17 protein-coding genes are annotated in these 19,047 nt (G+C 62.1%); 7 read left to right on the top strand and 10 right to left on the bottom strand.

Annotation, left to right across the window (positions count from 1 at the left end):
* Positions 1-202: 202 nt before the first annotated feature.
* The 3 genes from CXR25_RS00420 to CXR25_RS00410 are packed head-to-tail and all read left to right on the top strand — an operon-like array spanning position 203 to position 2,420.
* Positions 203-820 carry a DUF6230 family protein gene (locus tag CXR25_RS00420; RefSeq protein ID WP_009884744.1) on the top strand — a complete coding sequence of 206 codons (618 nt, stop codon included), beginning with the start codon at positions 203-205 and terminating at the stop codon, positions 818-820.
* Positions 820-1,590 carry a DUF6114 domain-containing protein gene (locus tag CXR25_RS18735; protein ID WP_180959192.1) on the top strand — a complete coding sequence of 257 codons (771 nt, stop codon included), beginning with the start codon at positions 820-822 and terminating at the stop codon, positions 1,588-1,590. Before CXR25_RS00420 ends, CXR25_RS18735 begins: the two co-directional genes overlap by 1 nt.
* Positions 1,587-2,420: a hypothetical protein gene (locus tag CXR25_RS00410; RefSeq protein ID WP_125240270.1), complete on the top strand. Its 834-nt coding sequence runs from the start codon at positions 1,587-1,589 to the stop codon at positions 2,418-2,420. The genes CXR25_RS18735 and CXR25_RS00410 overlap by 4 nt, the downstream gene beginning before the upstream one ends.
* A gap of 129 nt (positions 2,421-2,549) precedes the next feature.
* Here the strand turns inward: CXR25_RS00410 and CXR25_RS00405 are convergent, their stop codons facing one another.
* Positions 2,550-4,283 (bottom strand): alanine/glycine:cation symporter family protein, encoded by a 1,734-nt coding sequence (locus CXR25_RS00405; RefSeq protein ID WP_069599151.1) that lies wholly within the window; start codon positions 4,281-4,283, stop codon positions 2,550-2,552.
* A gap of 139 nt (positions 4,284-4,422) precedes the next feature.
* Entirely contained in the window at positions 4,423-5,184 is a 762-nt protein-coding gene (locus CXR25_RS00400) for a type 1 glutamine amidotransferase (RefSeq protein WP_069601208.1), read from the bottom strand.
* A gap of 154 nt (positions 5,185-5,338) precedes the next feature.
* Between CXR25_RS00400 and CXR25_RS00395 the strand changes: the two genes are divergently transcribed.
* Complete coding sequence (locus tag CXR25_RS00395) at positions 5,339-6,160, top strand: MerR family transcriptional regulator (protein WP_069599150.1); 822 nt, start codon at positions 5,339-5,341, stop codon at positions 6,158-6,160.
* 82 nt (positions 6,161-6,242) lie between these two features.
* On the opposite strand, the gene CXR25_RS00390 is transcribed toward CXR25_RS00395, so the two are convergent.
* Positions 6,243-6,692 carry a DUF2871 domain-containing protein gene (locus tag CXR25_RS00390; RefSeq protein ID WP_009884737.1) on the bottom strand — a complete coding sequence of 150 codons (450 nt, stop codon included), beginning with the start codon at positions 6,690-6,692 and terminating at the stop codon, positions 6,243-6,245.
* A gap of 145 nt (positions 6,693-6,837) precedes the next feature.
* Here CXR25_RS00390 and CXR25_RS00385 point away from each other — a divergent pair, with 145 nt between their 5' ends.
* Positions 6,838-7,323: a hypothetical protein gene (locus tag CXR25_RS00385; protein ID WP_125240269.1), complete on the top strand. Its 486-nt coding sequence runs from the start codon at positions 6,838-6,840 to the stop codon at positions 7,321-7,323.
* Between the two features lie 46 nt (positions 7,324-7,369).
* Here the strand turns inward: CXR25_RS00385 and CXR25_RS00380 are convergent, their stop codons facing one another.
* Entirely contained in the window at positions 7,370-8,818 is a 1,449-nt protein-coding gene (locus CXR25_RS00380; protein ID WP_083248594.1) for an 8-oxoguanine deaminase, read from the bottom strand.
* Between the two features lie 459 nt (positions 8,819-9,277).
* Here CXR25_RS00380 and CXR25_RS00375 point away from each other — a divergent pair, with 459 nt between their 5' ends.
* The gene (locus CXR25_RS00375; RefSeq protein ID WP_009884734.1) at positions 9,278-10,873 is read left to right on the top strand and encodes a nucleobase:cation symporter-2 family protein; all 1,596 of its coding nucleotides are present in this window, start codon (positions 9,278-9,280) and stop codon (positions 10,871-10,873) included.
* Positions 10,874-11,034: 161 nt separating this feature from the next.
* Here the strand turns inward: CXR25_RS00375 and CXR25_RS00370 are convergent, their stop codons facing one another.
* The 3 genes from CXR25_RS00370 to CXR25_RS00360 all read right to left on the bottom strand — a co-directional run bounded on the left by CXR25_RS00370 (position 11,035) and on the right by CXR25_RS00360 (position 14,857).
* Positions 11,035-13,101 (bottom strand): HNH endonuclease signature motif containing protein, encoded by a 2,067-nt coding sequence (locus tag CXR25_RS00370; protein ID WP_125240268.1) that lies wholly within the window; start codon positions 13,099-13,101, stop codon positions 11,035-11,037.
* Positions 13,102-13,365: 264 nt separating this feature from the next.
* Positions 13,366-14,043, bottom strand: coding sequence for an HAD family hydrolase (locus CXR25_RS00365; protein WP_125187574.1), 678 nt, complete (start codon positions 14,041-14,043; stop codon positions 13,366-13,368).
* A 64-nt stretch (positions 14,044-14,107) separates the two neighbouring features.
* Positions 14,108-14,857, bottom strand: coding sequence for a M50 family metallopeptidase (locus CXR25_RS00360; protein WP_069599147.1), 750 nt, complete (start codon positions 14,855-14,857; stop codon positions 14,108-14,110).
* A 236-nt stretch (positions 14,858-15,093) separates the two neighbouring features.
* Here CXR25_RS00360 and CXR25_RS00355 point away from each other — a divergent pair, with 236 nt between their 5' ends.
* Entirely contained in the window at positions 15,094-15,774 is a 681-nt protein-coding gene (locus CXR25_RS00355) for a LysE family translocator (RefSeq protein WP_009884730.1), read from the top strand.
* Positions 15,775-15,849: 75 nt separating this feature from the next.
* Here CXR25_RS00355 and CXR25_RS00350 read toward each other — a convergent pair whose 3' ends face one another.
* Genes CXR25_RS00350 through CXR25_RS00340 form a run of 3 tightly spaced genes read right to left on the bottom strand, consistent with a single transcriptional unit; the run spans position 15,850 to position 19,034 of the window.
* The gene (locus CXR25_RS00350) at positions 15,850-16,863 is read right to left on the bottom strand and encodes a sugar phosphate isomerase/epimerase family protein (RefSeq protein ID WP_009884729.1); all 1,014 of its coding nucleotides are present in this window, start codon (positions 16,861-16,863) and stop codon (positions 15,850-15,852) included.
* Positions 16,860-17,858 (bottom strand): sugar phosphate isomerase/epimerase family protein, encoded by a 999-nt coding sequence (locus CXR25_RS00345; RefSeq protein WP_125240267.1) that lies wholly within the window; start codon positions 17,856-17,858, stop codon positions 16,860-16,862. The genes CXR25_RS00350 and CXR25_RS00345 overlap by 4 nt, the downstream gene beginning before the upstream one ends.
* A 15-nt stretch (positions 17,859-17,873) precedes the next feature.
* Positions 17,874-19,034 (bottom strand): substrate-binding domain-containing protein, encoded by a 1,161-nt coding sequence (locus tag CXR25_RS00340; protein ID WP_125240266.1) that lies wholly within the window; start codon positions 19,032-19,034, stop codon positions 17,874-17,876.
* Between the last annotated feature and the right edge of the window lie 13 nt (positions 19,035-19,047).

Here is a 19,047-nt window from a genome sequence, read left to right as displayed (position 1 = left end):
GAACCTTGTTTCCACCCTCGGCACCGATAGCACAAGGGGTATTTCCACAGGCGTTGTCGAAAAAGCGCCCAGAAAAGTTATTGACTCGATATAAATGACCGATATACTCGTCGGTAACACCCCGCAGTAACATACATCACAACGAGACGAGATACGTCACGGTGCGACGCCGACATAGCTGTCGGCCTCCGGAGGAGGATCAATGAAGTTCCCGAAGCTCAGCAACAGCATCCGCAAGATCGGCAGATCACACACAGGTCGAATCGCCCTAGTCGCGATTCCTACGGGTGTCGTCTCCGCCATTTTGATGGGCGGGGTAGCTCAGGGCGCTGTTCCAGTTTCATTCGCGGTGTCAGGAACTCAGTTCCAGATCACCTCCTCGCAGCTCGAGGGAACAGGCTTCTCCCAGTACAGCGGGTACGCCAAGGACGCAGAGGGTGGAAAGCACTCGGTTGTGACCGCCAACATCAAGGACGCCACGCTGGAGAACCTCTGCCAGTCGGCAGTCGCGGACACGCCGATGGGCAAGGTGGGTGTGCTCATCAAGGCCGGCGGTAAGGGAACTCCTGCATCGGCCAAGGACCTGCAGATCGGCATGACGGGACTCCGTGGCGACGCCGAGTTCAAGAACATCCGCATCGGCGTCGACGCATCCGACGTCAACACTGCGGAGAAGGGGACCAAGGGCGACTTCGCCCAGGACGCCGACACAATCTCGATCAAGAAGCTGGAACAGGACTCGTGGAGCACCACAGCCTCCGTGTTCACCCTGAAGGACATGGAGCTGAAGCTCACTGACGGATCCGAGACGTGCTTCTGATGAAGGAAGCCGCAATCAACGATCAGCAGACCGACAGGCAGGAGGACTCCGTGCAGCGTACGAATCTGCTCGCGTTGTCCCGCCGATCACGCCGCAACAGTGAGCGCGTGGAGGCCCAGCCCGAATCGACCGTTGAGACGGCCGAATTCGCCGCTGCGACATCCGGTCGTGACGATGCCAATCGTGAGGATGCCACCAACGAAGCAGCCGGTCACGAAGCGACCGGTAGCGAAGCGGCGGGTCACGAAGCAGCCGATCGCGAAGATGCTGCTAGTGAAGATGCTGCTCGTGAAGGAACCGGTCGCAAGGGAACCGGTCGCGAGGATGCCCCAAAGCGTCACCGCTTCCGGAACTGGCGTCGCCAGCGTCCCTTCATCGGCGGAGTGCTGGCCGTGCTCGGCGGAGTCGAGCTCTTCTTCTCCGGGCAGCTCGACACCGGCAACCTGCAGGTTCAGTTCGGCATCGAGGGTCTGCAGGCCACGGTCATTCCGATCGCTCTCGTGGTGCTCGGGCTCCTGTCGATGTTCAGGCCCACGCATCACGTGTTCTACGGGATCATCGCTCTCGTTCTTTCGGTCTACTCGCTCATCGGGGTCAACCTCGGCGGGTTCATCCTCGGAATGCTGCTGTCCTCGATCGGATCGATTCTCATTGTCGCCTGGATGGGACCTCGGAAGCCGAAGTCCGACGCTCCAAGCTCGGACGCTCAGGCACCAGCTGCCGGGCGGAGGGAAGACACTCAATCCGCAGGTGAAGAGGGCGTTGCATGAGGGCGCCCAGCCGCCGCACGGCGTCGCTCCTGGCGGCAGCTGCCCTCATCGTCCCGTCTGCTGTGGGAGTGACAGCGGCAGCACCGGCTCACTCATCTCCACTGTGCAATCCGCTGTTCGGATGTGAGGATTCGGAATCGAAGGAGCCGAGTCCGGATGTGAAGCCCACGGCACCGATCTCTCCGGAGATTCCCGTGAAGCCGAAGGATCCGAAGTCGCCGGGACCCACCGACGAACCGACAGACGAACCGACTGAGACGCCGACGGATGAACCTTCCGAGACGCCTACAGACGAACCGTCAGACGAGCCCACCGATCCAGGTGGGTTGGGGGTCAAGGATCCAGATGAAGAGCCGGATGATGGGGAGCTGAACGGCGATTTCCCGAAGGATGCTCAGCTCGATGAGAACGCTCCGATCTTCACTAAGACTCCCGCGGCCATGGGCTCTGAGTCACTGTCATTCAAGGGGCTCAAAGGGATCTCGTTCGCAGCTGTTCCGACCGCCGACGGCGGGAAGATCACCACGCTGAAGATCCAGGCCGAGGAGATCTCTATCGACGGGTTCTCCCTCACGGTGCGTCCGCCGGAGGAGAAGGAAGGACTGTTGACCACCGCTGACACGATGACGCTCAAGGGCGATGTCACGGTGTACATCGGTTCGATCACCGCCACGACGAAGAACGGCGATTCGCTGACCCTGGGTCCCGAAACGCCGCCGACCATGGACGATGTCGAACCTGGACTCCTGCGAGTCACGATGGGATTGGTCGGTTCCACCGCCGATTCGATCAACTACTCGAACACCGACCAGGAGCTCAAGGAAGCCTGATCACGACCGCGTCGACTCGTTCGTCGCACACGCGTCACCTACAAGAGGCCCGTCGTTTCCCAGCATTGCGTACTGCTGGGAAACGGCGGGCCTCTTCATCCGTCCTTGCTCATCTTCATTCGTCCCTGCTCAGTCGCCCCTCTTCGCACGTTCCAGCTTCTTGGCTTTGAGCGAATCCCGCACCTCACGTAGTTTGTCGCGCTTACGACGACGTCCCGCCTCGGCGGCCTTGATCTGCTCCGCGGTCGGTTCATGATCACCCATGCCGACCTGCAGCTCGGCCGGTGTGATCTCACGCATCACGCCGACGTCGATGCGCTTGCGCAGCCGCAGAATCTCAAGGCGCAGAATCCGGGACAGGAAGTACAGGCCCAGCAGGTTGGGGAAGGCCATGAGGAAGAAGATGGCATCGGAGAACGCGATGACCGATTCCAGTGACATGGAGGCACCGACGATGACGGCCAGGATCCAGAAGATCTGATAGGCCTTATCGGCCTTCTTCGAATTCCCCGTCAGATATCCCAGGGCCTGCTGGCCGTAGTATCCGTAGGCGAGGATCGTCGAGAAGGCGAAGAGCACCACGCAGATGGTGAGCAGGATCGGGAACCATCCGGCCACCGTCGCGAACGCCTCGGAGGTCAGACCGATCCCATCCTCCGAGCTCGACCCGTAGAGACCGGTGGTGATGATCGCCAATGAGGTCAGGGTGCAGATGATGACGGAGTCGATGAGCGGCTCCCACATCGCCACGAAGCCCTCGGTCGCAGGCTTCGTCGTCTTCGATGCTGCGTGGGCCATGGCCGCCGAACCGATGCCGGCGGCGTTCGAGAACAGGGCCCTCTGAATACCGACGATGGCCACACCGATGACTCCGCCGGTGAGACCATCAGGGGTGAAGGCACCGGTGAACATGAGTGCGAAGGCATGCGGGATCTCACCGATATTCATGACGAGGATGACGAGGATGCTGAGGAAGTAGAGAATCGCCATCATCGGAGTCAGCTTCGACGTCCACTGGCCGATCTTCTTGATCCCGCCGAGGATGACCAGTGCCGTCAGCGCCGCGACGACGGCGCCGATGAGCCACAGCTTGTCGGCGAGGAAGCTGCTGTCCCCGCCCGTGGCTTTGACCAGGATCGCCGCGGCCTGGTTGGCCTGGAACAGATTGCCCGCACCGATGACTCCGATGACGGTGGCGATCGCGTAGAAGACCGCGAGGAACTTGCCGAGCTTGGGGCGCCCGATTTCGGCCAGACCGTCGCGCAGGTAGTACATCGGCCCACCGGAGACGGTGCCGTCTGCCTGGATCTTCCGATACTTCACGCCGAGAGTCGCCTCGGCCATCTTCACGGTCATGGCGAAGAAGCCGAAGATGATGATCCACAGGGCGGCTCCGGGTCCGCCGACGGTGATCGCGACAGCGACGCCGGCAATGTTGCCCAGCCCCACCGTCCCGGAGAGTTCGGTCGCGAGGGCTTGGAAGCTCGATACCTGGCCCGGATCCGTTTTGCGGGTGAAGCGCCCGCGGATGATGCCGATCGAGTACTTCAATCCCCTGATGGGCTGGAAGCGCAGGTAGACGGTGAGGAATACCGCCGCCGCCATGAGCCAGACGACGATGAGGGGGATGCCGACTCCGCCGATGGAGAGCTCGAAGAACACGACGTTGCTGAAGGCTTGGGCGATCGGACCGACGAACGATTCGATCGCCTGGTCGATGCCCGAAGCGGCCGTGATGTCTGCGGCCGCCTGGGTTTCGGCCACGGCGTGGGAAGCGGTGGTCATCCGGTCGGCATTGATCGGGATGGAATCCAGGACGGCGATGTCGTGGATCTGGTCAGAATTTTCAATTATGGAGTTCATTCTCACGGGCGCTTGGTTGCGATTCGTCCGGAGGATCGGTCCGGCACCGGCGCCTGAAAACAACCTAGCAAGAACTCCACGAGCTGTCAGCTAACGTTCAGCTTTCAACAAACTCCAAGGTCACCGGGCTTTCCCGAGGTCACTGGCGTCGGCGCAGGAAGTCGACGAAGCTGTGCGCGATTGCCCGGTTGATTCTCACCAGCCCGGCGTCCGCCTCGGCGACCTCGGCCCTGATGGATTCGTTGGTCTTGCCCTCGGGCAGTTGGAGGGGGTCCGAACTCAGCCACTGTGCGACCTGCGCGGCATCGGACTCGGGATGGAACTGGGTGCCCCACGCGAATTCGCCGACCCGGTACCCCTGCACGGGTGCGTCGGAGCCGGTAAGCAGGAGTTCTGCGCCCTCGGGCAGCTCCATCTCCTCCTGGTGGAAGAGGACCGCGGGAATCGTCTCTCCCGGTCCGCCGGCGATGGCCGCGAACACAGGATCCTTCTCCCCCGCCGAGGTGGTGTGCAGATCGTAGATCCCGATCTGGGGGCGATCACGTCGGAAGATCCTCGCCGAGCTGGCTGCTGCCAACAGCTCGCCACCGAGGCAGATGTTGAAGCTGGGAAACTCCCCCGCCGCCGAGTCTCGCAGCAGGCTCCTGACCTTGGGCAGCCACGGGTTGACCGTGTCCTCGAGAGGCCCTGCGGATCCTCCCAGAACGAGGAGAGCGGCATAGCCGTCATCGGCAGCTGAGCCGTGAAGCGCGGCTGAGCTCTGAAGCGCGGTAGGGATTTCGTCGCCGAGGTAGGGGCGAAGGACATCCACCTCGGCGCCGGCCTCTCTCAGCCAGTCGCCGAACCGCTTCGGCCCCGCGCCGTCTTCGTGCTCGATGACCAGGATTCTCAATTCGCTCATGGAGTCATTGTCACCGATGCGAATCGGTGCCGTCGACATAGTCTTGGAGCTGAGATTGGATTAGTTTTGGCAGAGTCTTGAATCTGACATCGTGTCAGGTGGGTCAATGGTGATGACGACACGAGTAGGTGACATGGGACGAAGTGAACACCGCATGAGGATCGGTGAATTCGCCAGGCTCGGCCAGGTGTCAATCCGGATGCTCCGGCACTACGAGGCGCTGGACCTGCTCATCCCGCAGCACGTCGATCGCTTCAGCGGCCACCGCAGCTACTCGGTGGCGCAGTTGACCAGATTGAACCGAATCATGGCGCTGAGCTCGCTGGGGATTTCACTGAAGAGAATCAGTGTTCTCCTCGATTCCGAGCCGAGTACCAGCGAATTGGTCGACATGCTCACTCTCCGTCGCCATAAGCTGCAGACCGAACAAGAGGTCGCGGCAGCATCTCTGGCCGAAATCGAGTTTCGATTGGCCCTCATCGAAAGGACGACCATGAAGTTCCCGGACTGCGTCATCAAGGAATTGCCGGCAGAGAGAATCATCGGCACGACTGTCCTGCTCGGCGAACCCCCGTTTGATACCTCGGAGATCGGCCCACTATTCGGCAAAGTCGCTGGTCAGATCATAGCTGCCGGTGGCGACCTCGATGTCGGCGTCGGGCTCTACTCCGATTCCGAGGCGGGCACCGAGGTCACATGCGGTTACCGCATGAACTCGGCCGATGGCAACGGTCTCAACACAACCGGCCCCACCAGCACCGAACTGGACACCATCGAGTTGCCGCCATGCACTGCTGCCACTCTCATCCACGAGGGTTCGATGAGCAGAATCGGTGCGAGCTGGCAGCACCTGAGCGAGTGGTGTCTCAACCAAGGTTATTCGCTCAACGGTCCTTGTCGAGAGATCTATCTGGAGGAAGACGACGGCGACGGTTCTGACTGGGTGGTCGAACTCCAGCAGCCGATCACCCGCTAGGCACACGAAACGGGGCCCGTGCTCAACGATGATGTCGTTGAACGCGGACCCCGGCACCACCTCGGCGGCGGTGTTTGAGTGGTCAGTTGGCGATTGACGAAGCGGTGGCCGTGGTGACGGCCTTGTCGGCGACGATGGCCTTGCGCAGTGACAGGAAGAGCAGAACCATGCCGACGGAGAGCGCGATGTGTCCGAGCCCGGCGATGCCGGAGATCATGGCGCTGGACTCCTGGCCGAGGACGGTGAGCATTCCGTGCCAGACCATCATGCCGGCGGTGAGGATGATGCCGGCGTTGTAGGTCCAGAAGAACCAGGAGAACATCTTGGTGCCCGAGAGACCGAAGACCTTGTCGAGGACGAGGACGATGAGCAGGACGATGAAGCCGAGCGTGAGCAGGTGGGTGTGGACGACGCTGAGCTGAGTGAAGCCTCCTTCTGGGAAGTCGTTGGCCTTGGTGAACTCCCGGTAGAACAGGCCGGAGAGGACGCCGATGATCATGTATGCGAATGCCGCGTTAAATATTTTCTTCATGCTTCTACTTCATCAAGATCCGGCATTCGAATCCTGACCCAGAGGATTGAACTCTGTTCCCAACTTTTGATTGATGTTCGTCCTCACACCCTCAAACCTCCCGATTTCGCAGGGAATCCGGGTCAAGGACGGCTAGCCTGAAGGCATGTCCAAGGAGAATCTGTTCGCAAAGATCGACCGCATCGCCGGCGGCAGCAAAGCAGGACTCATCGTTCCCGCCGAGGGGCTCGCCCATCCGAAGACGAAACGCGCGTTCGCGTGGATCACGGGGCTGCTTGCCCTCGAATTGGTCCTCGGCGTCGGCGCGGTCGTCGTCGCTGTCATCATCGCCGGCAACGGCGAACCCGTGCCGTTCGCAGTCTGGATGCGCGCCGTCGTCGTCCTCGCTATGACCGCCACACTGTTCTACTTCTTCTGGCGCTCGACGAAGGGCTACTACTGGGGCTACCAGCGGCTGCGCCTCTTCGCCCAGATCTTCCCGGTCATCACCCTCGTCATGGCGGCCATCCCCGGCCTCTACCCGATCTGGATGATCACCGAGCAGATCGTCTTCAGCCTCATCATGATCGGCGTCGGCGATTTCCTCACCGGCGATCACATGCGCGAGGTGTTCCGGAAGCCCGAGAGCTGAGATCAGGGCCGGGCAGGCTGGGCTGGGTTCAGCTCGGGGGTGAGTCTCAGCCGGCCACGAGCTTGCGGGCCTCCTCCTGGTGGGCCGCGATGAGCGCCTCCTTGTCCAGCTGTTCACCGCTGCTGCCGATCGCATTGCCGTCGAGAACGCGCCACTGACCAGCGACCATGACCTTGTCTGCCTTCTCCGCTCCGCAGAGCACGAGGGCAGGAATCGGATCGTGTGAGCCGGAGAAGGCAAGTCCGTCGAGGCGGAACATCGCCAGATCGGCCTGTTTGCCGACCTCGATGCGTCCGATGTCGTCTCGCCCCAGTGCCGCGGCCGAGCCGCTTGTTGCCCAGTCGAGGACCCGAGCGCAGGTGACATCCTCCGAACCGTAGCGCAGACGCTGAATGTAGAGTGCCTGCCGAACCTCGCGGATGAGGTTCGAGGCATCGTTCGACGCCGATCCGTCGACACCGAGACCCACGTTGACGCCGGCATCCTCGAGTTCGACGGCTCGGGCGATGCCCGAGGCCAGGCGCATGTTCGAGGTCGGGCAGTGCGCCACGGAGGCTCCTGCCTCGCCGAGGCGGGTGATCTCATCCGTATCGAAGTGGACACCGTGGGCCAGCCAGGATCGATCACTGGGCCACCCCACGGACTCGAGATAGTCGACGGTGCGCAGCCCGAATCGTTCCCGGCAGAACTCCTCTTCGTCCAAGGTCTCCGCGAGGTGGGTGTGGAGTCGGACGTCGAGTTCCTCAGCGAGGATCGCGCTGTCGCGCATGAGTTCGGTGGTCACGGAGAAGGGTGAGCAGGGAGCGAAGCCGATCTGGACCTGCGCTCCCTCTCCGCGCTCGTGGTAGGCCTCGACGAGGCGGCGGGAGTCGGCGAGGATGACGTCGGCATCCTGCACGGTCTGCTGCGGCGGCAGCCCGCCATCCTTCTCCCCCAGGGACATGGAGCCGCGGGTGAGCATGGCCCGCATGCCGAGTTTCCTGGTCACCTCGACCTGGATGTCGATCGCGTCGTCCATACCTGTCGGGAACAGGTAGTGGTGGTCGGCGGCTGTGGTGCATCCGGATTCGAGGAGTTCGGCCATGGCCACAGTGGTGGCCAGTTCGAGGGCCTTCGGCGTCAGCCGGGCCCAGACCGGATAGAGGTTCGTCAGCCACCCGAAGAGCGGCAGGTCCGCTACGGGAGCCCACGCTCGCGTCAAGGTTTGGTAGAAGTGATGGTGGGTGTTGATGAGACCCGGAGTGATCACGTGCGCGCTTGCATCGACCACCTCGGCGACGGACTGCGCCCCACCGGTGGGCTCACCACCTGCAGGGACGAGTTCAACGATGGTTCCGGACTGTTTGTCGATGACGATGCCGCCGGAAGCCTGCGCCGCGTCGACGTCGCGCCCGAGATGGACAGCCATGGGATTGCGCAGCCACAGCGTGGAGCCGGTCGGGTTGGTCGTCGCTGCTGTGGAACTGGTGCCTGTGAACCGAGTGCCTGTGGTCATTCTTGCCGCCTTTCAGTGCTGGTGTCGATCGAATCATCCGATCGACTGCTCTGTGGCGACTTCACTGGGGGCGAAGCGCCACCAGCTCAGGTTTATCGGCGTCTGCTGCTCCGCCGTCCGGCGCGTGCGATGACGAACAAGTCACGAAGCGGATGTATCGGCAAGGGGTCTTTCCGACCCCGAACCGACTGCGCTGCAACCACACGTCATACACTTCAGGTGGCTCTGATTTGTCCCCGAAGCATGTACCGGCAAGACTGCACTCTAGCATGTGTGGCAGATCACGAAATGAGTTTGCCATCCCCCGATGATTCACCTAGCATTTTGCGATAAGGAAAGATACTTTCACATCTTGGAAGTATGGAAACCGATCCCTTACATTTAGTCGACCACCCGCATCGCCCACCCAGGCCGGGAACCCGAGGCTGTCGCTCAGGGAAGAACTCAACGGAGAGATAGATGTCGACATCAAAGCAGGCACCCAAGGGCAAACAGGCAGAGGCTGCCCGTCCGGAGGATGAACGACTCCCGGTCGGCACCTCATTCGCCTACGGTCTACAACACGTTCTGACCATGTACGGCGGCATCATCGCTGTGCCCCTCATCATCGGCAAAGCCGCCGGACTTGATGGCGCCGGAGTCAGCGTACTCATCGCATCATGCCTGTTCGTGGGCGGGCTGGCCACGATTCTGCAGTCATTCGGCGTTCCGTTCTTCGGCTCGCAGCTGCCTCTCGTCCAGGGAGTGTCCTTCGCAGGCGTTGCCACCATGACGTCGATCCTCGCGGGAGGTGAAGGGCTTCCGGAGGTCTTCGGCGCAGTCCTTGTAGCCTCGGCGATCGGACTCATCGTCGCCCCAGGTTTCGCGCTCATTGTGAAGTTCTTCCCACCTGTTGTCACGGGCACCGTCATCACGACGATCGGCCTGTCCCTCATGCCGGTGGCCGCAGGTTGGGCCATGGGCGGAAACGCCGAGGCACCCGATTACGGCAGCGGTCGCAATATCCTCATCGCCGTCGGCACCCTGGCCATCGTCCTCATCCTCAGCCGGATTCCGGTGGCCGCGATCTCCCGCCTGTCCATCCTTCTGGCAATCGTCGTCGGTACTGTCGTCTGCCTCATCTTCGGTTGGGCCGATTTCTCTCAGGTCCTCGATCGCGGCGTGTTCGCGTTCCCCGAGCCGTTTGCCTTCGGAATGCCGACGTTCTCTGCGGCAGCGATCATCTCGATGTTCATCGTCATCATCGTCACCTTCGCAGAGACCACTGCAGACATCATCGCGGTGGGTGAAATCGTCAAGACCAAGGTCGACTCCAAGCGGATCTCGAATGGTCTGCGTGCGGACATGCTGTCCTCGGCAGTGTCACCGATCTTCAACTCCTTCACCCAGTCGGCCTTCGCCCAGAACGTCGGACTTGTGGCGATCACCGGGGTGAAGTCCCGTTTCGTGGTCACCGCCGGCGGTGTCATCCTCGTCGTCCTCGGCCTGCTGCCTGTCATGGGCGGCGTCGTTGCCGCGATTCCCTCCCCCGTCCTCGGCGGCGCGGGCATCGTCCTCTTCGGCACAGTCGCAGCGTCGGGCATCCGCACCCTGTCCAAGGTCGAGTACGAGGGCAACCTCAACATGATCCTGGTGGCGGTGTCCTTGGCGTTCGGCATCATCCCGGTCGTCCAGCCCGACTTCTACAACTCCTTCCCCTCATGGGTCGGAATCATCCTCCACTCGGGAATCTCCTCGGCAACCCTGATGGCCGTGCTGCTCAACCTGGTCTTCAACCACATCGGCGTGCGAAGCAAGGACCGCACCGAGCGTTCGGTGTTTGTCGCAGGCACCGGTCGAGTCATCCGCAGGGACGAGCTCGAGCGCCTCATCAACCATGAAGCACTGTTGGCAGAAGGCGACACCGTCAAGGACGGGAAGATCGTGGACTGCAACGGTGAGGAAGTTCCTGTTGTCTCGGAGCAGCAGCACGAGAAGGTCGTGGAGGCGATCAAGAGCGGAGAGGCGCAGACTCAAGATGACGTGCGTCGAGTGATCAAAGAGACCGAAGACTGACCCTTACGGGTCAACGGCCCGAAGGACGGCCTGACTCTCTCGGACGAAGCAGGCAGTTCCAGCCGCCGGTGGTGGTGCACACGCACACATCACCGGCGGCTGGCTGTTTGGGTCGGTAAATTGGCTACCGTGGTCCGAAACTGACCGCTGGGGCCGGAGGCTCAGAACGGCGGTGGGCCGCCGGAGTCCCAGATCCACTCGTTCTCATTCACGGTTGAGCGACCGCTAAGCAAGGGGGTGTTCTTCACCCACCCTGCCTGTCCATCGGCAGCGGCTGGTCCGGGGCACCCCTCAGAGATCTGTGTGTCTCCGTGCCATCTCTCGCCTGCTGGCCGGGTTGTCGACTTCGGCGGGTCAGATGTTGGGGCCGCCTGCCGTTGCAGTTCCTCGAACACCTTCGCGTGGGCGGCGTTGATCGGATGGTCACCTGCCGCCACCTCGGTGCTCAGTCCGTGTCGGAAGACGTATTGAACGAATCCTGCCCGGTTCATTCGCACCGAGTATTTGCGATCTGTCTTTGCTTGATGGTGCATTTTGCACAGCGGGTGGAGATTGCCGAATCGCGTCAGCCCACCATCCGCCGGATGCTCATGGTCGAACGGCACGACATGGTCGATCTCCGTGGTCTCCGCTCTGCGTGTGCATCCGGGAATCGTGCAGGCCTGCCATTTCGCAATCAAAGTCTGCCGGACATTTTCGGGTATCTGGTAGGTCGCCGCCTTGGCATCCACCGGTGTGCCGGTTGCCGGATCTGTGAGAATCCGCGTCCAGGACTTTGCGTGCTTGGCAACGCGCCTCGCGGTCTCTGCTGGGATCGGAGAACCGTCGGAGAATGTTCCGGGCAGTTCTGCGGATCCCGCCAGCGTAAGGAAAGGAACCGTGGTGATCATCTTCGCCTGCGAGTCCAACCACTGCTCGTGAGTGGGCATCGTGAGAACGACTTCCGGCCCGCTTGTGTCCTCATCAGTATCCGAGCCAAGTTTGCCGACACTGCCATTGCTGCCAGCACGGGCCCCGTTAACGCCCTCTTGCACGGCATTGACGACAGCAGCCGGGGTCATAGTCTGTTCAGCGGGCACATCGAGCGGAATGTCGCGCGTCGAAGTCTCCCCTGTCGTCGTATCGGTCGAAGTGACCTGGATGCTCAGCTGCGGGATGGTCCGCGTGAGGATGTCGAACATGAGGGCATCGATTCCACGGTCGTCGTCGATCGCGGCGCCTGGCTCCAACTGGTCGCTGAATGCTGCGATGTTCCCCGATCGGATCGCCCGCGCAAACGCCGCGATCCGCAGGTAGCAGGCCTGCAGTTCGGGAGCGGGTCCGGCCAGAGTGAGGTATGCGGTCCCATCGGGGGTGGTCGTGATGTCGACGCGTCGACGTTTGCTGGCCTCTTCCACACGTTCTTCGAGGGGTTCGAGGACTGCGATCTTCATGCCCAAAGACTTCCTGAAGGTTTCAATCGTGATGTCTGCGCGACGTTGCGCAAGGTATTCATCGATGAGAGGAAGGTTTTCGAACTTCACGTCGCGGCAAGCATGAGCAGTGGCGTGGACGTGCTCGATGGTGAACTCGCCGGCAATGCAGCGGGCAAAGAATTTGGGCAACCCATGTACGAGGGTCATCGCCGAAGTTATCTGCACATATGCTCGTGCAGTTGTCGCCCCTAGAACTGTGGTGAATTCCGCGATGTCTTCGGCCTGCGAAAGTTCATGCACCCAACCGTAGAAGGTCTGATCCAACCGGAAACGGGGAAAGGGCGGAAGCTTGCTCTTACGTTTCTTGCGCTTCGCGGCCGCGGAAGAACGGCGCTCACGGTGGTATCTGCGGACGGTTTCGGCGATCGTCGCATGAGCATAAGGCTGCCCGGGGTGGGGATTGTAGAGCCGCAGATTCTCGACGGTCTCATTGAAGAACAGCTCTGCCGAGACGTCTAGAGCCGACAGCTGAGCCTGATCGCTGGCGGCAAACACCTGTGCCGCCTCGGCGAAAGGAGAATCAGCATCGATACGAAGGCGACGAGCGGAATGTGTCGGCCCAGTACCCGCCCCGCCAGTCCCCGTATCCGTTCCGTCAGCATCAGGCTCGGGTTCAGGTTCGGGTCCGCCGGTGTCTGCATCGGTTGCTTGCTCGGCCGCGGCGTCCTGCACTGTCTTGTCGGATTCAGTCTGGCCAGCGGAATTGCGACCAGGCTCGGATCCGGTGTTGTCGGAATCGGAGGGAATCTTCACTGGTGGTCACCTGATCTTCACGTCGCTGTGAGTGCCTACCTCAATTCTAGTCGCAAACCGTATATTTTAACATTACGATTAGATAACAAACATCACTCTTGTTCGATCTTCAATCGATCAAACATTTAATATGAAAGGCCTAGGGACATCACTACGGAAGGTGGAAACAGGAGAAGAAAGAGAGATAGCGACAATCCGCCCCACACCCGACTGCTCACCAATGCGCGACCGCTCACCAATGCCCGCCCGTTGATCCGTCACAGTTCACCGAATCAACAGTCCCGGCAATTGGTCCATCGCGGTGAAGATCTCATGGGCACCCACGACTTCCAACGCCTCAGGCCGCTGGTGCACTGGCGAGTCGGGACAGAACCCCAGCACATGTGCACCCGCGGCAACGCCCGCTGTCACACCGGTCGGCGAATCCTCGATCACTGCGGTCTCGGTCGGATCAACCCCCAGGGCGGCAGCCGCTGCCAAGTACACGTCCGGAGCCGGCTTCGAATGCGGCAGCTCCATTCCGGAGAAGATCCGACCATCGAAGACGTCGAACAGGCCGATCTTCTGCAGCTGCAGGTTGATCTTGGGACGATCAGCGCTCGATGCGCATGCAAGCAGGCCAGGGTAGGCAGCGTCCAGGTCACGGACCGCCTCGGCGATTCCAGGGATTGCTTCCAGTGAAGCCTCGAGCGCTACATTTCGACGCTCACGAAAATGACTCAGCCATTCAGCGTCGATGCGCACACCAGTGTGCTTTTCGATGACGTCTGCCTCGTCGCGGAGCATCTTCCCCACGAACCGGGAAATGCATTCCTTCCGCGAGATCTGCCACCCCAGCTCGTTGAGCATCTCCCCCAGAACCGTATTCGTGAGACGCTCGGAGTCGACGAGCACTCCGTCGCAGTCGAACAGCACAGCAGCATATTTCGGGCTCGAATCCATACTCTGATTCTGCCACCCGGTACTGACTCAACAGCGTTCGCCCTAGGTCGCACGCCGCCCGAAGTCAGCCGACCGACATCGTGGATGCCGAGTACAGGATGTAGGCGGAGAAGAGCGCGCAGCCGATGATGACCAGCGCGAACAGGCTCAACCAGGCGCCCGCGGGCAGGCTGGAGCCCTGGGCGAGGATGTAGGCATCAGACTGCTGGATGTGGCGCCTGCGGGTGTGCACGCGGATGACCTTGACGAGGTCCTTGAGCGAACCGATGGCCAGAGCAGTTCCCAGGCCGGCGACGAAGATGGAGATCGATTCGATCGGCAGGAACACGACGACGAGCTGCGCGGCCACGGCTGTGACCACCGCAATCATGGCACCAGCGAGGTTCCGGATGAAGATGAGCGCGACCAGCAGAATGAGCGCACCGACCGAGAGTGCCAACGCAGCCCACCCCTGAGTCGCCGAGGTGATGAGAACCAATCCGAGGACGCCGGGTGCCGGATATCCCCAGAAACCCGACCACGTCGCAGAGAATCCGACCTTGCCGAAGGAATTCATCTGCCCCGAGTGGTCGAAGTTCAGCGAAATTCCCTTGACGACCCGACCGGTCATCAAGGCTGCGAACGCGTGGCCGAGCTCGTGGACAAAGGTGACGAACATGCCGAAGAATCGCCAGATTCCGGGCGTCAGCGTGACGACCAGCGGGATTCCGATGACGAGGAGCAGCTGAACGGCGTCGGGTTCAAGGCCGTCCTGACGTCCGAATCCGGCCGTGATGGCTTCCCACCAGGTTGATACACCCTGCTTCAGATCCATGCACGCACCTCCGCCGATTCCTCTCCCGCTGCCGACACCTGATCACCCGCAGCCGACAATTGCTCGTTCATAGCGGCCCAGTCTATGAACCGACCCTGAGTGGCATCTTCAGGGTCCGCGGAGCCACCCCTAAAAGGAGTCATCCCCTCTGCCAAGCCACCCAGATCAGGGCATGTGATCGAAGTCTCCGCGCCAGTCTCTTACCCGCGCTTCATCCGCGCTCATAGAATTCTTCTGTGCCGACCACCGACGCTCTTCTCGCCTTTCTCGCCGCAGCCCTCGTCATCATCGTGATTCCCGGGCCGACTGTGCTCTTCGTCGTCGGCCAGTCACTCTCACACGGTCGACGTTCGGGTCTGACGAGCGTGCTCGGCGGCAGCGTCGGCATCATCCCGATCATCGTGGCCGTGGCCTTCGGTGTGGGCACCATCGTCGCCCAATCGGTCGTCATCTTCACGATCGTCAAGATCCTCGGCGCAGGCTACCTCGTCTACTTAGGCGTCCAGGGCATCCGGCATCGCAAGATCGGCAATGAGGTGCCCGAAGACCCAGCCCTGGCACGAGAAGCCGACGCCGAGGTGGAATCGTTCGTTCCTGCCGGACGCGAACTCAGCTACCGGTCGATGTTCATGCAGGGCTTCATCGTCGGCATCTCGAACCCGAAGACGATCATCTTCTTCGTCGCCGCCCTCCCCCAGTTCGTCTCGATCGAGGCCGGGCATGTGCCGCTGCAGATGATCATCCTCGGCCTCCTCTTCCAAGGCCTCGCCCTGTTCTCGGACGGATCCTGGGCCTTCATCGCCGGGACAGCGCGCAGCTGGTTCGCTCGCTCGCCGAGGCGGATGTCACGCATCCGTGGAATCGGCGGCGGCATGCTCATCGGCCTGGGCGGAACGCTGGCCTTCGCCAGCCAGTAGTCCGCCAGCCAACAATCCGAGATCGCTCGACGCTCCGGCCCGAGAAATCGAGCCTACTAGCTCGAGAATCCGCGCTCACTGGTTGGAGAACGCGGCGTCAAAGGACGTCTCGGGCCGCTTCCACAGCAGTTCACGGATCCGCACGACCGCCTCGGCGGCTCCATGGAGACGATCCATCCCGGCATCCTCCCATTCGATGGAGATCGGCCCGGTGTAGCCGATCGAGCTCAGCGCTCGGAAGGCATCCTCCCAGTGCATGTCCCCGTGCCCTGTCGACACGAAGTCCCACCCTCGCCGAGGTTCGCCCCAGGGAAGATGTGAACCGAGGATGCCGCTTCGTCCGCTTGCAGGCCGAAGTCGTGTGTCTTTGCAGTCGACGTGGTAGATGCGGTCGGCGAAGTCGGTGATGAAGCCGATCGTGTCCAGGCCCTGCCACAGCAGGTGGCTCGGGTCCCAGTTGAGACCGAAAGCTTCCCGGTGGTCGATGGATTCCAGGGCCCGCACGGTCGTCCAGTAGTCGTAGGCGATCTCGGAGGGATGGACCTCGTGGGCGAAGCGCACGCCTTCACCGTCGAAGACATCGAGGATGGGATTCCACCGATCGGCGAAGTCCTCGTAGCCGGCATCGATGACCCCGGCCGGAACTGGTGGGAACATCGCCACATACGGCCAGATCTTGGACCCGGTGAACCCGACGACCGTATCCACACCGAGCTTTCGGGCCACTCGAGCCGCCCGCTTCATGTCCTCGGCGGCCCGTTGCCGCACGCCTTCGGCTTCACCGTCGCCCCAGACATAGTCGCGCACGATCGCCTGATGGCGGAAGTCGATCGGATCATCGCACACGGCCTGGCCCGCGAGGTGGTTCGAGATCGCCCAGACCTTGAGACCGTGTCGATCGAGCACATCGAGACGTGACTGCAGGTAGGCGGGGTCCTCGTCCGCTCTGGCGAGGTCCAGGTGGTCACCGGAACACGCGATCTCCAGCCCGTCATAGCCCCAGGAGGCCGCCAGTCGAGCGACCTCCTCGAACGGCAGATCGGCCCACTGACCCGTAAACAGGGTGACCGGATGAGATGAGTCTGTCATTGCTGCTCCTTCGCAGTTCGTTTCGCCGCCCAATCCGCCGAGTCCCCGTCCGTACCGAAAGCCCCGTCCGCAACGGAGTCCCCACGCTTGCCGGAGTCCCCGTCCGCACCTGAAGCCCGGCGTCGTTGGTGGTCGGTGAGGAATTCGGCACTGGCCCGGGCGAGCTCGTCTTGGCTCGGTGCCAGCGGACGCCAGATTGAGGCGGCCACGGCGATGGTGTCGTTGTCGGCGGTGAAGCTCTCCACTGTCAGAGGTCCCGCGTAGGCGATGTCGTCTAGGGCATCGAAGAAGGCGTCCCAATCTGTGTGGTCCCCGCCTACCGGGCCCCGATCGTTGCCGCAGACTTGGACGACCTTGCAGTGGTCTCCGGCGGCTCTGATCGCGGCCGCAGGCGAGCGCTCCTCGATGTTCAGGTGATAGCTGTCCAGCGCCAGCCCGATGCCTCGATCCAACAAGGGGTCGAGTGCCTCAAGGGCCTGGTCAACCGTATTGATGATGCTGGTCTCGTACCGGTTGAGAGGTTCCACCGCCAGTGTCACACTGCGTTCGGCGGCGTAGTCGGCCACGGGGCGCAGCGCCTCCCGAAGTGTCTCCACGACCCGGCTCCGCTCGCCCGCATCCATCCGCCACACCCGCCCGGTCGCGGCCGTGAACGGACCGGCCACGGTGGGTGAACCCACGGCGAGCGCCACATCCACGCAGTGCCGGAGATAGTCCTGGGTATCGGCACGATACAGCGGGTCGATGAGGTCACGACCGGGACCCATCGCTCCGACGATCCGCGCACCCATGCCATACCCAGCCAGCACCTCGGCGGCGGTGGCCGGGTCCCAGTCATCCGGGTTCTCCACGGGCAGCTCCAACAGACCGAACCCGAATCGTCGGGCTCGGTCCGCCAGATCGCCGAGGTGCTGCGTCGTCAGCGGCGAGGTCCACACCCAGGTGTTGACCCCGATCTCGCGAACGATGCCCGTGCTTCCGCTACCGTCGGTCATGACTTCACTCCCCGATCAGGGGATGACTCGGTCCTGCCACACCTGCGGGAATCCGGCCATGTCCTCGCCGCCGAACTTCGCATAGTGGCCATCGGGCATGCCCTTGTTGCGGTCAAGGTAGTCATCGAGGTCCTCGGCCGTGATCGGACTCTGCGGCAGCACCCATTCGGTCGGGACTTCCTCGCCCTTGAAGATCTTCTCCGCGGCCAGCAGCGGGGTCCGCCACTGGAAGTTCGAGTAGACGGGAGCCAGTGCGGTCATCACCGGATAGTCCTTGCCTGCGTCTTCGAACGCTTCGATGGCGGACACGGCACCGTCGCCCGCATCCATCCAGATGCCCTGGACGTCGCCCTTGGCGAGCTCATCGGAGACGACCTTCTTGATCTCTGCCGGATCGCCCTCGGTGAAGTAGTCGACGACTTCGATTCCGGCCTCACCGAAGAGTTTGTCCGCTGCTGCCCAACGCTGTTCGAGCACGTCGACGCCGGGCAGAATCCGCAGGGCCACGACCTTGTCGCCTTCGCTGAGGTTGTCGATGAGGAACTGCGAGGTGTCGATGCCCCAGGCGAAGCCGCCGATGGGATGGATGAACGTCACGGCGCAGTCGGTTTCGACTCCGCGGTCGAAGACGATGACGGGTTTGTCGGTCTTGCACGCACGCTCGACCGCCGGCGTGATCGCGGCCGTCGAGTTCGGGGAGATGATGAAGCCGTCGCAGTCGCCCTCGGAGATGAAGTAGTCGATGTCCGCGATCTGCGTATCATCGTTGTCCTGGGCATCACGGGTCTCCATCTCGGTGATGACGCCGTCCTTCTTCAGCTCCTTGAGCTGCTCGTTCATCGAAATCCACCCGGTCTGGCGCCAGGGGTTGGAGATCGAGGCGTTGGCGAAGCACATCTTGTTCCCGCCATCGGATTTGAACTCCGAGGTGTCCCCCATCTTCGGGTTGATCATCTGCAGGTAGGGCTTGTCCTCCGGACCGTCCGGGACGACTTCACGCTGCTTGAACTGCTGGTCATAGACCTTCTGGTCGAACCATTCCTCGGCCGGCGCTTCCTCCTGCGCCCCGTCACCTTCGTCCGCCGGTTCCACGGACGGGTCGGTGGTGCACCCCGCCAATGCGATGAGAGCGGCGGCACTGGCAATGCCGAGCGCGCTCCTCAGTCCTCGTTTCATGATGTAATCTCCC

The sequence above is a fragment of the Brevibacterium aurantiacum genome, assembly GCF_003932995.1.
GTDB classification, from domain to species: domain Bacteria; phylum Actinomycetota; class Actinomycetes; order Actinomycetales; family Brevibacteriaceae; genus Brevibacterium; species Brevibacterium aurantiacum.
Note: the sequence above shows the minus strand (reverse complement) of the source record. Positions and strands in the feature narration are given on the sequence as shown.